Source organism: Lysinibacillus sp. OL1, from assembly GCF_004332175.1.
GTDB classification, from domain to species: Bacteria; Bacillota; Bacilli; order Bacillales_A; family Planococcaceae; genus Lysinibacillus; species Lysinibacillus capsici.
This window is the reverse complement of record NZ_SJDS01000013.1, coordinates 52,987-68,748: the sequence shown is the minus strand read 5'-3', so window position 1 is coordinate 68,748 and position 15,762 is coordinate 52,987. Positions and strand designations below refer to the sequence as shown.

Here is a 15,762-nt window from a genome sequence, read left to right as displayed (position 1 = left end):
ATGATAAGTAAGAAGAAATAGAAAGGATGCCCTTACTATGTTTCGTCTCTTTTTATTTTTAGTAAGTTATGGCTTAATGATCCTCTCTGTAGGGAATCTCATATTGTATTTAAATTACCGCACACTAGGTTATTCATGGAAGGTTGTTTTCAAATTTATTTTTCAAACAACAGAATTTTATATGGCGGTAGGAGCCTGTATCATCATCTGCGCAGTTGTGCTTGATTTGGGCTTTGATCGATCCTCAGACAAGCCGTAAGTTTAGCGACGTGCGCGACCAAGACCCATAGCATCTTCCATACGTTTTAATGTAGCACTAGCAATCGCATTCGCCTTTTCAGCACCTTCATCTAGAATGACATCTAATTCTGATGATTCTACTAGATGATAGAATTTCTCTTGAATAGGTGTTAGGTGTTCAATTACTGCTGTTGCTACACCCTGCTTGAATCCACCATAACCAATTCCCTCATATTTTTTGACTAAATCTTCAACGGCTACCCCTGAAATAGCTGATTCGATTGTCAATAAATTTGAAACACCTGGTTTATTTTCCACATCAAATGCAACGATGCCGTCAGAGTCAGTTACAGCTGATTTAATTTTTTTCTCAATGTCTTTCGCAGTATCTAATAAGCGAATTGTCGCTTTCGTATTTGGATCTGATTTACTCATTTTCTTTGTTGGCTCTTGTAAGGATTTAATGCGTGCGCCAGCTTTAGGTAATTGAATTTCTGGAATTGTTAAAACCTCGCCAAAGCGTTTGTTAAAGCGTTCTGCAAGGTCACGAGTTAGCTCAATATGCTGCTTCTGATCATCGCCGACAGGTACAATATTTGTGTTATAAAGTAGAATGTCTGCAGCCATTAGCGGTGGATATGTTAAAAGAGCAGCAGATACGCTTTCCTTACCATGTGATTTATCTTTGAATTGTGTCATACGTTCTAGCTCACCGATAGACGCAACACATTGTAACATCCATCCTGCCTGAGCATGCGCTGGCACCTCTGATTGAATAAATAATGTCGATTTTTTAGGGTCAATGCCAGTAGCAATGTAGGTAGCAGCAAGCTTACGAATACTTTCTCGTAATTCTTTAGGATCTTGTGCAACAGTGATGGCATGTTGATCAACGATACAATAAATAGCATTTCCTTCATCTTGTAGTGCCGGGAACTGCTTGAATGCTCCTAAATAGTTCCCTAATGTTACGATACCTGTAGGCTGTACGCCAGAAAAAATAGTTGTCATTAAAAAATTCCTCCTCGAATTCAATTGCTGTAACTTGTGTCACAGTGTTGTCTTCACCTTTCAGCTTGGTGATGAAGACAAAAAAACATCATGCGTCCTCATTAGATCTTTTCTAATGAAGGGACGAATGATGTTTGAATCCGCGGTACCACCCAGCTTGCCTAAAAAGGCCACTCAGCTTCGTAACGTGAAGGGACGAGCTTTGCTAATAGCTTCAAGTAGCGTTCACAAAGCTAACTCGGAAGTCCATTCCACATGCATCCACGATCTGTTTACAGCAACCACAGACTCTCTATACGTGAATTAGCATATGTACTACTCTTCGTCAGCGTTTTTCTCAATTTAAATTGTTCAAATTGATTTGATTGCAAAGAATTATATTATAAAGATTCCTTTGTGTAAAGTCAGACTTTTGACGGTGTTTTTTTTCTAGAAAAAATTATATGCTTTTTTTGTTATGTAATTTTGTTATAAATTTATAATTTTTTATTAAAAAATTGTTTAGATGTACACGTGGGATTGACAATTTTCTCGATTATTTTTCTTAAATGAGAACAACTGAGATATCTGTTTAGATGTTTAAAATGCTTTAAAAATGGGAATGGTAGTAGTAGCACATAAGTTTGAAGAAAATACATCATATTTGAAAGCTGTATGAATAGACAGAATATTTATGGATAGGTTCAGATTTTTTTTATTGGAACTATATTCAAATACAGCTGAGTACTGTATAATGGTACTGTGTATTTTACATTACATTAATTCTAATTTAACACATTGGTTCTGGTTTATAGATAATGATTTTTAAATGAAAGGATGTGTCAGAATGATCGTAACCCTATTTACATCACCAAGTTGTACCTCTTGTCGTAAAGCAAAAGCTTGGTTAGAGGAGCACGAAATTCCATATACAGAACGTAATATATTTTCTGAACCGCTTAGCATAAGTGAAATAAAAAAAATTTTACGTATGACAGAAGATGGGACTGATGAAATCATTTCCACTCGTTCTAAAATATTCCAAAAATTAAATGTGGACGTTGAAAGCTTACCATTACAACGTTTATATGAATTAATTCAGGAATATCCTGGCTTACTACGTAGACCAATCATTTTAGATGAAAAACGTCTGCAGGTTGGCTACAATGAAGATGAAATTCGTCGTTTCTTACCTCGAAAAGTTCGAGCATATCAATTACAAGAAGCGCAACGAATGGTGAATTAAACCTTTCTATTCTGAATAATATATGTAATAGATGTTACAGATGTGGAATACATGTTGTGACATCTTTTTTTATGTTTTACTTCTGTAAAACCTTCTATATGAAGTATAATAATTAATAGGGAAAAGTCATATATTTCCGTAAAAGTATGTTAAACTTGATTTAAGTTAAATAGTTTACTACAATTTCAATAATTCAAATATCTTCTGTGAAACGGTGTATATCCTTTTCATTTTATGACAGAACAGCATACAATAGAGTTAGAGACAACTGTGAACACAAAAATTCATGTTTACGGTTACTCGATGGTTTTACTGTAGTGTGGTCAAAGGTTGAAAAACAAATGCAGTATGAAGGTTAAAAACAAAGAATAAAAGCATACTAATGAAACAAACTGTTTTTCGACATATGACAGTGAAGGGAGATGAGGTCTAGTGGACATCGAACGTGTAAATGAAAATACACTCAAGCTCTTTATTACGTACAATGATATAGAGGATCGCGGCTATAGTCGTGAAGAAATTTGGTACAATCGAGCAAAGGGTGAACAACTTTTTTGGGATATGATTGATGAAGTAAACACGGAGGATTATTTTGATGTAGAGGGTCCGATTTGGATTCATATCAATGCATCTGAAGTAGGCTTAGAAATCATTGTCACACGTGCACATATTTTAAAAGACGGTGAAACATTAGATGGTCATTCGAATTTTGATGAACACAAAGATATGTTTGCACCATTCGATGAAGTTGGAGAGGATCTTCTTAGCCAACTAACTCAATTTGGTGACATGGATGAGTCAGAATTATTTATGGATACAGACATTTATGTTTATAAATTTAAAGATATTGATGAGTTAATCCCTGTCGCAAAACGAATGACAGACGAATTAGTGGATTCCTCATTATTCAAATATGAAAATTGGTACTATCTAGTTGTTGATTTCGGAAACGCAGATGAGGATTTAAATCGTCATGATAGAAATGCAGTTATCAAGGAATTTTTAACACCATCCAATTTTACAATTCATCGTCTAGAGGAGTACGGTGAAAAGATTATGGAATTCAATTGCTTTGAAACAGTTCGAAAATACTTTGCATAGGCAATGAAACACTAATTATTTTAGACTGTAGTGAAACTCGTAAATGAATCGAGTTTCGCTACAGTCCTTTTTTATGTTTTCAGCATCAAAGAGCTTGAATAAGAGCGCATTTTTAAAATTTCAAGAAAAAGGTGCTTTATTTTTGTTAGTGAAAATCCATTCTATTATAGTTGGCTAAAAAGGAGCTGATACTATGCTGATTGCCTATAACAATCAACAGCAACTATTTCTCCCATATCAATATACGAGGAAAGCTTTACAGCGATATAGGCGGCAAATGAAATTTTATTGCCCTCAATGTTTAGAACAAGTTCAATTGAAAATAGGTAACTATAATATTCCCCACTTTGCTCACTTCACAAAAAATCAATGTTCACAGCTGTTCGCAGAAAATGAATCTAAAATACATTTACAAGGTAAAGTGCAATTATATGAGTGGCTCCAAAAACATGGACATCAGGTGAAACTAGAACCATATTTAAAGGAGCTTTCTCAGCGCCCAGATTTGCTTGTTACACTCGATAAGGAGCAGTTCGCAGTTGAATTTCAATGTAGTACTATCTCTCATGAAAAATGGCACCAACGAACAATGGGCTATGAAAGAAACGATATACAAGCAATTTGGCTTTTTCAAACTCCGCAAGGCAAAGAAGCCGTCAACGGCATCAGAAAAATTAGAATCTCTCCACTGCTGCAAAAAGCGTTTATAACGACAACGGATTTACCCTATTTATTGACGTACAACCCGGTGACAGAACAGTTTGTTTATTGGACGAATCTTCTTCATGTTCATGGGCATACTTTCATAGGTAAAGTACAGAAAATTTCGGTCGATCAACAACATTTCCCTTTTTATAGACCTCAACGTATTACCCAAGAAGAATTTCAACGCTATTGGCAGCTTTATAAACAGACTTGTAGGCAATTTGCGCATAGTCGTCTTTTACATAGCAAGAAGGGGGCACAAGATCCATTTTTACGTAATTGCTATGAATTAAATCTTTCTCTTACTGCTCTGCCACCATACATTGGTATTCCAGTGAAAGAAGGAGCAGCTATCCCTTTGTTTACGAGCGAGTGGCAAATAATGCTGTTTTATTTTAGTAAACAATTAGGACGTCTTCCATTTGAATTAACAAAGGGGCAGATGGAAAACTTTTTATGTAAGCATCAACTGGAAGTAACCGAACAAGCACTCAGGGCTATTCAAAATTATGGGTATCTTCTTAAGCGTATGCATCATGAGGATGGTTTACTAGATAATTGTGAGCAAGTCTATGTACATTTATTTGCAATTGCCACAATATACTGAGAAAATATGAGAGTAAAAGGAAAAAAGCACATATAAAGGGGGCTGGCATATATGGCTAGTAACAGTAATCAGGTTTTGGTTCGAAAAGAAGTACCAGAAGAATTAACATGGCGCTTAGAAGACATCTTTGCAACAGATGCAGCTTGGGAAGAGGAATTGAAGGAGGTTGCAGAGCTTGCTAAACAAGCACCTAGCTATGCAGGTACTTTAAATAATGGGGCAGAGGCATTATTAGCAGCTTTACAGTATCATGATCATATATATGAACGTGCAATGAAGCTCTACACATATGCTCATATGCGCTATGATCAAGATACTACAAATAGCTTTTATCAAGATATGAACAGCCGTATTCAAACATTGGCAACGAATATCTCAGCTGGCCTTTCCTATTTAACGCCAGAAATTCTGTCATTAAGTGAAGAAACGATTGAACGCTACTTAACAGAAAATCAAGACCTACAACTATATAAGCAATCTTTAAAAGAAATTACAATGGCACGTCCACATGTATTACCAGCCGAACAGGAGGCATTGCTAGCGCAAATGTCTGAGGTGACAGGTACAGCTTCGAATACATTCAGCATGTTAAACAATGCCGATATGGTATTCCCTCATGTGAAAAATGAAGAGGGAGAAGAAGTACAACTTACGCATGGTAATTATATTAAGTTTTTAGAGAGCAAGGATCGCTCTGTACGTGAAGGCGCATTTAAGGCTATGTACGAAACATACGGCAAGTTTAAAAATACGTTCTCGGCTACGCTAACTGGTAATGTAAAGAAGCATAATGTAAGTGCTCGAATTCGTCATTATGAATCTGCACGCCACGCTGCCATGTCTAATAACTTCATTCCTGAAAATGTCTATGATCAGCTGGTGGAAACAATTCATAAGCATTTACCAGCTATGCAACGTTATATTTCGTTGCGTAAGAAATTATTGGGTGTAGACGAATTGCATATGTGGGATTTATTTGCGCCACTAGTTAAAGAGGTGGAAATGAAGGTCTCTTATGATGAAGCGAAAGATATTTTAGTAAAGGCTTTAGCTCCATTAGGGGAGGAATATCAAAGCATCGTTCAAAATGGACTGGATAACCGCTGGGTCGATGTTTTAGAGAATAAAGGGAAGCGTAGTGGAGCCTATTCTTCAGGCGCCTATGGTACGAATCCGTATATTTTAATGAACTGGCAGGATAATGTGAACAATCTATTTACATTAGCACATGAATTTGGCCATAGTGTTCATAGTTATTATTCACGTAACAACCAGCCTTTTGTTTATGGAGACTACTCTATTTTTGTGGCAGAGGTCGCTTCTACTTGCAATGAAGAGTTATTAAATGACTATTTACTGAAAACAATTGATGATCCACAACAAAAAATATACTTATTAAACCATTGGCTAGATGGCTTCAGAAGTACGGTATTCAGACAAACAATGTTTGCAGAGTTCGAACACCTTATTCATCAGATGGATAAGAACGGTGAATCCTTGACAGCAGATCGTTTAACAGAAGTTTACTATGAATTAAACAAAAAGTACTTCGGTGATGATATGGTGGTAGATGAGGAAATAGGCTTAGAATGGGCTCGTATTCCACACTTCTACTATAATTACTATGTTTATCAGTATGCGACTGGTAAATCAGCCGCTACAGCGTTGAGTAAACAAATTTTAGAGGAGGGTGCACCAGCTGTAGAACGTTATATTAATAACTTCTTAAAAGCGGGATGCTCTGATTTCCCTATTGAGGTATTAAAGGCAGCAGGCGTTGATATGAACGTAGCTAAGCCAATTGAAGATGCATGTAAAGTATTTGAAGAACGTTTAAATGAATTAGAAAAATTATTGTTAAATAACTAATTAATTGGGCTATAGGAATGTTCCTATAGCCCAATTATTTTTATTAACAGCATAAATTAAAAGGAAAGAATAATGTTTTTTTTTGATTTCTAAATAGTTTAAAAGTGTGCATCTTGGAAAAATACTGTTTGTAATCGCTTTCTATTTGACAAATTTGTGAATCTAGTATTGGTTTCATTGCTAAATATATTATTCCATGATAGAGTAATTCTTGTGAAATAAATCACAAAACAAACATACACCCCTTTGTTTGAACGTGAACATTTCTCCCATCCCCTTTGTGAAAAAGAAGCGTCTCTATCGGTCGAGGATAGAGGCGCTTCTTTGTATTTTGCGTTAGCTTGAAAAAGGGACTCCATCATGATGATTGGAGTCCCTTTTGTTTATTTTATTATTTAAGACGCCATAACGTAGCGTGAGTAGTCTGGATTCGTTCGATCTTTTGTTGCAGCATGCGTTTCTTTAATTCACGCTCTGCTGCTTGCTCTGTTAATGAATAGATAAAAGCTATTTCATTTGTAGAAAGAGTATGGAATTTAGAAAATAAGTCCTCTATTGATGGTAAAGGCTGACGGACAAGCTGTTCGTTCAGCATTTCTTGTAAAATATGTTCATAAACTTCATAGGAATAGCTACCACTAACTTTTAGTCCCTCATCTTCAATACATTCATTGAAAAATACGATACTTGGTACTTCATCTACTTCCATTTCGCGTTTAATATATAAATCGCATTGGAAAGCACGTGCTGCCTCTTTTGAACCAAAGTCAACAGTAAACTCATTCATATCGAGTTGAACATCCTCAGCTATTTTTAAAAGCGTTGCATAGGAGTTTACATCTTGATGACTTAATAATACGTATTCTTGTAGTTTCGATAAATAACGTGCACCTGCACGTTTCCCCTGCAATTCAGCTGCTTTAATAGCGATAGAAGGTAAAACAGGGTGATTAATATCAAGTTCGATTCCTGAAATACAGCCTTTGACACGTTTACTTAAGCAATTTAAAGAAGTAAGTTCTGTACTTAAAACAAAGCGCCATGTGAAGTAATGGTTGTATTCAAGCTGTAATTTACGAAGAGTTGCTTGCATACTGAAAGCTTCAGGGCAGAGTGGATCTACGAAAATATACAATTCAATTGGCTTGTTTGCAGTAGAAATCGTTGGCGTTGGCTCTTGCAACATTTGAATATTATTCACGTAACAATTCCCCCTCATCGTCATTTGGCGTATTAACCATGTGATGAGCTGTTAATACTAAACGTTGATAATAAGTTTCACGGAACTTCCCTTCCAAACCTACCTCATCCATTGCTTCTGACATACACTCTAGCCAAGCTTGAGCGCGGTCAGGTGTAATAGGAAAATTCATGTGACGTGCACGCATCATCGGATGACCATGCTCCTCAGTAAAAAGATTTGGTCCCCCTAAATACTGTGTTTGAAATTGAATTTGTTTACGGGCTGTTTCTGTTAAATCCTTTGGAAAGATTGGAATAAGATCAGGATGCTGAGCAACTCTTTTATAGAACGCATGAATGATTTCTGACAGTTTCTCAGCTCCCAGCTCCTCATAAGGAACAGTGTATTTTCGACTCATAAGTTATATGCTCCTTTAATTCTTTATATCGTAAAGTACCATTTTGTATACTTCATCCTCATCAAATTGTGAAATTCTTGTGACTACCTTCATTCTATCAACGTCTTTTCGTTAACACAAACAAAGAGCTCTTTCGAATTGCTGTTCGCTACAAAAGCACAAATTTCACCACTATGGGTGAAATTTGTTGGAAATGACATAGATAACGGGAAAGATGCGATTACACTGTAAAGTAATTCATCACTTTTTTGACATAATTCTGTGTTTCTTTGAAAGGAGGGATTCCTCCATATTTCGTAACACGAGATGCGCCAGCATTATAAGCTGCTAATGCTAGTGAAGGGTCATTATTAAACTTATCTAGCATTTGCCGCAAATATTTTGCACCAGCCATAATATTCTGCTCTGGATCAAAAGCGTCAGTCACACCCAAATATTGTGCTGTTTTGGGCATGAGTTGCATTAAACCTTGCGCCCCCGCATGGCTTACTACAGTTGGATTAAAATTAGATTCTTGTTTAATAACCGCCGCAATAAGCTTCGCGGGTATCTGATAAGTAGCTGCTGCTTTTTCAATAATGGCAGTATACTCATTTGATCCTGCTAGTGAATTGGCATATGCTGTAGAGCCTATTACATCGTCTGAAACATAGGAATCAAGTTTGTTATTAGCATATGTGTTTGCTAAAGCTTGTTTGACTGATTCAGGTATAAACACAGCATTAGAGCCTTTGTAAAGTAATGATTCTACTGGATTTTGCTCCAAAGTAGCCAATTTGTTGACGAAATTTGAATTATTTGCTGTTCCTGTAGCAAGCAAGCTTGATAATTTAGCATTACTTGCTGTCGAAGTTTCTCCTAATAATTCGTTAATCATGTCAGAAAAAATAGACTCATTGTCTGTGGGTGAACTTTCGCTAGATCCAAGTGTTTGCAATGCCCGAATTTCTAATAAAGATTTGAATGATTGAATATCCAAGGAGTCAGACACCTTCCTTTTTCTACTTTTATAAATTTTGTGCTTTTAGTGCCTTCATAAAACGGGCAATTTTTTTATCAGTTGGTTGCTTATCAATACCATATTGTTGTAAAAATTCGTCGAAAATTATATTTCCTTTTATTGCATCTTTTGCTTCATATTCTACCTCATAATCGTCGCACTGCAAATAGAAAGAATGATCAAAAACGAGAAGTCCCTCTTTGTAGGGGATTTCGACACGATCTGTAGTGAGAGAACCAAATACATGCAATTGTTCTAAAGGAATGTTATAAAGAGCTAATCTTTTAGTTACCTCTTGAGCATAAAATCCATTGCCATCTAACATTTGTTGCGCCTCTCTTGCTGTTATTTCATCCGTCGTTTCAAGGTGAGCATGCTCGGCGTTTTTTTCTTTGAGCGTGCATTCGAAATAATCACCAATTTGTCTAATACGAAGACCACTTTGTAGGTTGCGAATTGCTTGATTAGGTGTGTCAAAATAATGATTTGTTTGACGATGAATAGCATTTTGACTAATGTGGAACTCTTGTAATAATTGCTCGTATTGTTGTTTTGTTAATAGATTTTTAAATTCAATTTCAATTTCTTGTGTCATTTATAGTCACCTATTTATTTTTTATTTTTCATCCGTTGTTTCGCTCGAATTAATATTTACACACTGCAACTATTTACCCTGTGTGCTAAAATAAGAGGAAGAGTACAACGAAAAGGGGAACCGCATGTGCGTAAAATTTATACAATAGATACATCGAATTTTGAACAAGATCAACTTCATTTTAGTTTAAACGACAATGAAGTAAATTTACAGTTAAAACCTGCTGGACAACTCATTGCAGATTCAGATGATTTTGCATTCATTTATTTACTTGATGCAGGTGAAGACTATCATTACTTGCGTTTTCCACCGAGTAGTTGGGAGAATCTTGTACATATTTTACAAAAAGGGAAAAATCCATTGCTACGAATAGGTGAAGAAGTGATCGAACTGACAAATTTCTACGAGGAATTAGAAATGCTCGTGTATAATATTGAAGGAAATTACAATTATGGGGCAGAATTTGTCCAAGCAGTGGAACAACACTTCAAGGCTATTCTCGCTGAATAGAAAGACAAAACGAACAGACGGTGGTGTTCGATACCGATTGTCGGGAGGTTTTTACAATGGGACAATGGGAAATTTTTTTAAGTCCTTATAAACAAGCAGTAGACGAATTAAAAGTAAAATTAAAGGGCATGCGTTCGCAATTTGGTATTGTTAATGCCAATTCGCCAATTGAATTTGTCACAGGACGTGTCAAGCCTTTAGCAAGTATATATGACAAAACGTTAGAAAAAGGACTAGCTTTTGAGCCTTCTAAACAACTTGGTGATGAACTTGGTGATATTGCTGGCCTTCGGATTATGTGTCAATTTGTTGATGATATTTCAACGGTAACTGAGCTAATTCGTCAGCGAAAAGATATGCGTGTAGTGGAAGAACGCGATTATATTACACATAATAAGCCTAGTGGTTATCGCTCCTACCATATGATAGTGGAGTATCCTGTTGAAACAATTCAAGGAAAAAAAGTAGTATTAGCGGAAATACAAATTCGTACACTAGCCATGAATTTCTGGGCTTCAATAGAGCATTCTTTAAATTATAAATATAAGGGCATGTTCCCAGAAGAAATTAAGAATCGCTTGCAAAGTGCTGCCGAGGCAGCATTTCGGTTGGATGAAGAAATGTCATCCATTCGTAGTGAAATTCAAGAGGCACAGGCCTACTTTAGCGAATATAAAGAAGCATCGAATCCTAATTTACTAACGGAGAAGGAGCGTGACGCACAATGAAATTTTCGATTCAATCACGTAGAGATGCACAATCCAACGAGCTGATGGAACTTGCTAAAACCTATTTACAGGATTTTGGCTTGACCTATGATGAAGAGACGCCAGAAATTGTTGTTTCGATTGGAGGAGATGGCACACTATTGCATGCCTTTCATCGATACTCCCATTTATTAGATCAGGTAGCCTTCGTTGGTATCCATACAGGGCATTTAGGATTTTATGCGGATTGGAAACCATCTGAATTAGAAAAATTAGTTTTGTCCATTGCTAAGAAGGATTTTAATGTTGTGGAATATCCACTGCTGGAAGTAAGGGTAGAGCATCATAATGCCGAATCAAATACGTATCTGGCTTTAAACGAAGCAACCGTCAAATCGCCAGATGTTACACTTGTGATGGATGTAGAGTTAAATGGCAATCAATTTGAGCGTTTCCGTGGTGATGGTCTTTGTGTATCCACTCCCTCGGGTAGTACGGCTTATAATAAAGCTCTAGGTGGAGCCATCATACATCCTACACTAGCGGCACTCCAAGTCACTGAAATTGCCTCAATTAATAACCGCGTTTTCAGGACAGTAGGATCGCCATTAATCTTACCAGCACACCATCATTGTGTATTGCGTCCTGTAAATGAACAAAATTTTAATATGACTGTTGATCACTTGCAAATTACGCAAGGTGATGTCAAAGCCATTGCGTTTAATGTAGCAAATGAAAGAGTACGTTTTGCCCGTTTCCGACCATTCCCATTTTGGGAGCGAGTGCATGAATCATTTGTTGCAAATGAATAACGTGGATACAAGATTTACATTACAATTTGAGGCGAAGAAAAATGGCCAATTATTACGAGAGGCTCTTCAAGAGTGGCGTATTTCTAAGCGAGCTCTAACAGCTATTAAGTTTGATGGTGGCATGTTGACTGTAAATGATGTCGAACGTAATGTAAGACATATCCTGCAAGTTGGAGATTGTGTGAGAGTAACGTTTCCTCCTGAAGAAAAAAGTGAAGGGCTTGCTATCGAGCATGGAGATTTGTCCATTGTATACGAGGATGATGCCATCATAGTGATCAACAAACCAGCTCATCAAAGTACGATACCCTCACGAGAGCATCCAACCAACAGCATTGCAAATTTAGTTTGTGGCTATTTTCAGCAACAAGGATTGGCCTCTACGGCTCATATTGTTACAAGGCTAGACCGAGATACATCAGGTTTACTATGCATAGCTAAGCATGCTCATATTCATCATTTAACAGGGCTTGCTCAGCGTAAGAGAGAGATTTCAAGACAATATGAAGCCATTGTACATGGACATATCGAACAAAACTTTCAATCGATTATAGCTCCGATTGGTCGTAAAGAAGCTAGTATTATTGAAAGAGAAGTACGAGAAGATGGGCAATATGCACATACGGATGTAAAGGTTCTGAAGCGTTTTTCACTGGGTGCTGAACCAATGACATATGTACGACTTCAACTGCATACAGGGCGTACACATCAAATTCGCGTGCACATGTCGCATCTTGGACATCCACTTGTGGGGGATGACCTTTATGGTGGTAGTCGTCTTCAAATTGATCGACAAGCATTACATTGTGTATCTTTAAGTATGGAACATCCTTTAACAAGTGTGCCATTACACTTTACAAGTATGCTAAATGAAGACATGCAAAGATTACTGAAGGAATCTTCAGCATAAATTTTTGATAAAAGGAGGTGTTCGCGCAATCGAGCATCTCCTTATCATTTTTTGATTTAGGTTAAACTGCGTATTTCTTCACGAGGGAAATTCTTAACATCACAGGTCGTATGGTCGACACATTGGGGAAAATAGGACGTATCGTTTATCTGCGTGTCAACGAAAATTATCCTGGGGTTTGCTAGAGAAGTAGATTATTTACACCTTTTTCATAACAACGTGACAAAGGTAAGGTATAGTAAAATAGAATCGTCATGATTTTAGGCGTAATATTGAATTTTATAAAAATCTGCCCAATTGCTCATAAATATAACTTAAAAAAGAGTTTGCAGAAAAGGTACATTACACTCTATTATATAGAAGGTAGATTTACGGCAGGTATTGCCCGTAAAATGATTGAAAGCTCGGAAGGAGGGGACAAGCATGATAGAGGAAAGAAATGAAAAGGATGATGTGCAATTTGATGAGGCACATCTACGAGAAATGCTAGAAGCACATAATATTGACGCATTCCGTGATGAGTTTTTAGAACTTCATCCATATGATCAGGCAACGTTTTATGAAAAGGTGGAACCTGATATAAGGAAAATCATCTATTCGTTCTTGTCTCCAACAGAAATGGCTGATATTTTTGAGGCAATCGATATTGAAGATGATGAGTATAAAGCATATCTTGCTGAAATGGATCCATCATACGGTGCAGAAATGCTATCTCATATGTACGCGGATGATGCGGCAGATGTCTTAAATGAACTGGATACAGCACAGCGCGAAAGCTATTTAGAAATGATGGATGAAGAAGCGGCAGAAGATATTAATGAGCTACTAAGCTACGATGAATATACTGCTGGCTCTATCATGACCACTGAATATGTCGCTATACCAGAAAATTCAACAGTTCGTTCAGCTATGGCCATTTTGCGTAAAGAGGCACCAGATGCTGAAACTGTTTATTATATTTTTGTAGTGGATGAAGAACATCGTCTGACGGGTGTGATATCGTTACGAGATTTAATCATTGCTGATGAGGATACACTTATTCGTTCCATTATGAATGAACGTGTCGTGATGGTACATGTAGGCGATGACCAAGAAGAAGTCGCGCAAATTATGAAGGATTATAATTTCTTAGCGACACCTGTTATTGATGATAAAGGAGAATTACTTGGTATTATCACAGTTGATGATATTATTGATGTTATTGATGAAGAGGCTTCTGAGGATTACTCTAAATTAGCCGGTATTTCGGATATGGATAAATTTGATGTAACACCATTCCAAGCGGCTAAAAAACGTTTGCCTTGGCTAGTAGTTCTACTGTTTCTAGGTATGTTAACAGCTAACCTAATGGGGCAATTTGAGGATACTTTAGATAAGGTTGCCTTACTAGCTGTCTTTATTCCATTAATCTCAGGAACTTCAGGTAATAGTGGAACACAGGCATTGGCCGTGGCCATTAGAGGGATTGCAACAGGTGATGTAGAAGAACATAGTAAATTGAAGTTACTATTACGTGAAGCAGGTACTGGCTTAATGTCAGGCATTGTTTGTGGATTAATTGTTATTGGGATCGTTTATTTTTGGAAACATGAACTTGTCCTAGGTATGTTAGTAGGGGCAGCGCTTTGTGGTTCTATTTTAGTGGCAACATTAGCTGGTTCATTTATTCCATTGTTAATGCATCGACTAAAAATTGACCCTGCTGTTGCATCAGGACCCTTTATTACTACATTAAATGATATTACAAGTATTTTAATTTACTTGGGCTTAGCGACAGTTTTCTTAAGCCAAATAGGCTAAGAACCAATTTGCTTACTTTCGCATATTGTATGGAAAAAAGGGAAGTGAGTAAAGTGGATCAAGAACCACGCTTGTTTATAAAATCACCATCATATTTTTTAAATATTTCTAAGGTGTTACATGAACTTGATTTGGATGAAAGTACATCTGTCTATGTAAAGGACACTATGTTCGATGAGCAAATAGCTGAAGAAAAAAATGAGGCAGTGGATGAAGTACAAATAGATCCTTATTTACTGAAACAGCTCCAGTTTTTAGAAAAACCATTTCGTCAGAGAGCCTATCAGCCATTATTAGTTTGTTTAAAGGATGGTAGAAAATTAACTGGGACAGCTTCAGATGTACAGAATGATTCTTTAATGCTCACATCATTAGAATTAAAAATACAGGAAATCATTCATTTTGAAGATATACAGCAAATACTTTGGCGCGGAAGAAAATTGCCAACTTTATAAAAAAAGTGTACAGCAGAGGATGCTGTACACTTTTTTTATGTGTGTGTGTCAAAGGTGAAAGAATTAGTCACAAATCCCTAAGTCAACATCAGCGATACATTGTACAGCGCAGAAGCAAGATAAATCCACAGTAATACAGCTATCTGTTGAGCTCCAGTCATCTACTTTACAGATTTTCTTCATGTTGATACAACAACCATCTTTGCTTAGTAAGTCTACTGTACTTTCACTAGAGTCAAATGTACATAAAGGCTCTAAAACACGTAAAGTAGCACAGCATTCATCAAACATATCTTCTACGCGGAAGAATACGGATGTACAAATACAAGGATCTGCTGTTGGAGAGTTAAAGAATGCTTTGAAAGGAGTACCATCTTTTGTAATTAACATGAAAACACGTGTATCTGCTTGTGAGCGAGCAGGACTAACAATCCCGCCTAGTGGCTCTAAGAAACAGTTTGCTGTACATGGAGAACACTCATCTCGCACCGCTTGATTTTGAATATCTAAAATAGCGCGAACTACGTCACAAACGCAGCCTGCTGAATGGATTGGTCCAATAGGATTTGTTGGCTTACCACAACCCATATTGTCACCCCCTTTCCTTGTTACTA

At 36.8% G+C, this 15,762-nt stretch carries 17 protein-coding genes and 1 other annotated feature; of the genes, 11 read left to right on the top strand and 6 right to left on the bottom strand.

Annotation, left to right across the window (positions count from 1 at the left end):
* Positions 1–37 precede the first annotated feature (37 nt).
* Entirely contained in the window at positions 38–259 is a 222-nt protein-coding gene (locus tag EW028_RS19955; protein ID WP_016994330.1) for a YuzI family membrane protein, read from the top strand.
* A 2-nt stretch (positions 260–261) separates the two neighbouring features.
* On the opposite strand, the gene trpS is transcribed toward EW028_RS19955, so the two are convergent.
* A complete protein-coding gene (gene trpS, locus EW028_RS19950; RefSeq protein ID WP_131522072.1) occupies positions 262–1,251 on the bottom strand; it encodes a tryptophan--tRNA ligase in 990 nt (329 codons plus the stop codon).
* Positions 1,252–1,367: 116 nt separating this feature from the next.
* Positions 1,368–1,589, bottom strand: a binding site (T-box leader).
* A 491-nt stretch (positions 1,590–2,080) separates the two neighbouring features.
* On the opposite strand from trpS, the gene spxA reads away from it, so the two are divergent.
* The 4 genes from spxA to pepF all read left to right on the top strand — a co-directional run bounded on the left by spxA (position 2,081) and on the right by pepF (position 6,758).
* The gene (spxA, locus tag EW028_RS19945; RefSeq protein WP_025116803.1) at positions 2,081–2,476 is read left to right on the top strand and encodes a transcriptional regulator SpxA; all 396 of its coding nucleotides are present in this window, start codon (positions 2,081–2,083) and stop codon (positions 2,474–2,476) included.
* A gap of 432 nt (positions 2,477–2,908) precedes the next feature.
* Positions 2,909–3,577, top strand: a complete 669-nt coding sequence (gene mecA / locus EW028_RS19940) for an adaptor protein MecA (protein ID WP_004227456.1) — start codon at positions 2,909–2,911, stop codon at positions 3,575–3,577.
* Between the two features lie 193 nt (positions 3,578–3,770).
* Positions 3,771–4,889, top strand: a complete 1,119-nt coding sequence (locus EW028_RS19935) for a competence protein CoiA (protein ID WP_131522071.1) — start codon at positions 3,771–3,773, stop codon at positions 4,887–4,889.
* 51 nt (positions 4,890–4,940) lie between these two features.
* Positions 4,941–6,758 (top strand): oligoendopeptidase F, encoded by a 1,818-nt coding sequence (pepF, locus tag EW028_RS19930; RefSeq protein WP_131522070.1) that lies wholly within the window; start codon positions 4,941–4,943, stop codon positions 6,756–6,758.
* Positions 6,759–7,149: 391 nt separating this feature from the next.
* Here pepF and EW028_RS19925 read toward each other — a convergent pair whose 3' ends face one another.
* The 4 genes from EW028_RS19925 to EW028_RS19910 form a co-directional block, all read right to left on the bottom strand.
* Positions 7,150–7,959, bottom strand: a complete 810-nt coding sequence (locus EW028_RS19925; protein ID WP_004227450.1) for a DsbA family protein — start codon at positions 7,957–7,959, stop codon at positions 7,150–7,152.
* Positions 7,952–8,359 carry a globin domain-containing protein gene (locus EW028_RS19920; RefSeq protein ID WP_131522069.1) on the bottom strand — a complete coding sequence of 136 codons (408 nt, stop codon included), beginning with the start codon at positions 8,357–8,359 and terminating at the stop codon, positions 7,952–7,954. The genes EW028_RS19925 and EW028_RS19920 overlap by 8 nt, the downstream gene beginning before the upstream one ends.
* A 220-nt stretch (positions 8,360–8,579) precedes the next feature.
* Positions 8,580–9,338 carry a lytic transglycosylase domain-containing protein gene (locus tag EW028_RS19915; protein WP_131522068.1) on the bottom strand — a complete coding sequence of 253 codons (759 nt, stop codon included), beginning with the start codon at positions 9,336–9,338 and terminating at the stop codon, positions 8,580–8,582.
* Between the two features lie 28 nt (positions 9,339–9,366).
* Positions 9,367–9,954: a CYTH domain-containing protein gene (locus EW028_RS19910; protein ID WP_131522067.1), complete on the bottom strand. Its 588-nt coding sequence runs from the start codon at positions 9,952–9,954 to the stop codon at positions 9,367–9,369.
* A 126-nt stretch (positions 9,955–10,080) separates the two neighbouring features.
* Between EW028_RS19910 and EW028_RS19905 the strand changes: the two genes are divergently transcribed.
* From EW028_RS19905 to EW028_RS19880, 6 genes are all read left to right on the top strand, one after another.
* Positions 10,081–10,464 (top strand): UPF0738 family protein, encoded by a 384-nt coding sequence (locus EW028_RS19905; RefSeq protein WP_004227440.1) that lies wholly within the window; start codon positions 10,081–10,083, stop codon positions 10,462–10,464.
* A gap of 56 nt (positions 10,465–10,520) precedes the next feature.
* Positions 10,521–11,192, top strand: a complete 672-nt coding sequence (gene yjbM / locus EW028_RS19900; RefSeq protein ID WP_004227437.1) for a GTP diphosphokinase — start codon at positions 10,521–10,523, stop codon at positions 11,190–11,192.
* Positions 11,189–11,983, top strand: coding sequence for an NAD kinase (locus tag EW028_RS19895; protein WP_004227435.1), 795 nt, complete (start codon positions 11,189–11,191; stop codon positions 11,981–11,983). The genes yjbM and EW028_RS19895 overlap by 4 nt, the downstream gene beginning before the upstream one ends.
* Positions 11,958–12,893, top strand: a complete 936-nt coding sequence (locus tag EW028_RS19890) for an RluA family pseudouridine synthase (RefSeq protein WP_131522066.1) — start codon at positions 11,958–11,960, stop codon at positions 12,891–12,893. The genes EW028_RS19895 and EW028_RS19890 overlap by 26 nt, the downstream gene beginning before the upstream one ends.
* 423 nt (positions 12,894–13,316) lie before the next feature.
* On the top strand, positions 13,317–14,693 hold the full coding sequence (mgtE, locus tag EW028_RS19885; RefSeq protein WP_048392024.1) for a magnesium transporter: 1,377 nt from the start codon (positions 13,317–13,319) through the stop codon (positions 14,691–14,693).
* A gap of 53 nt (positions 14,694–14,746) precedes the next feature.
* Positions 14,747–15,148 carry a hypothetical protein gene (locus tag EW028_RS19880; protein ID WP_227744987.1) on the top strand — a complete coding sequence of 134 codons (402 nt, stop codon included), beginning with the start codon at positions 14,747–14,749 and terminating at the stop codon, positions 15,146–15,148.
* Between the two features lie 63 nt (positions 15,149–15,211).
* Here EW028_RS19880 and EW028_RS19875 read toward each other — a convergent pair whose 3' ends face one another.
* Positions 15,212–15,736: a CotY/CotZ family spore coat protein gene (locus EW028_RS19875; RefSeq protein WP_004230953.1), complete on the bottom strand. Its 525-nt coding sequence runs from the start codon at positions 15,734–15,736 to the stop codon at positions 15,212–15,214.
* Positions 15,737–15,762: the final 26 nt, after the last annotated feature.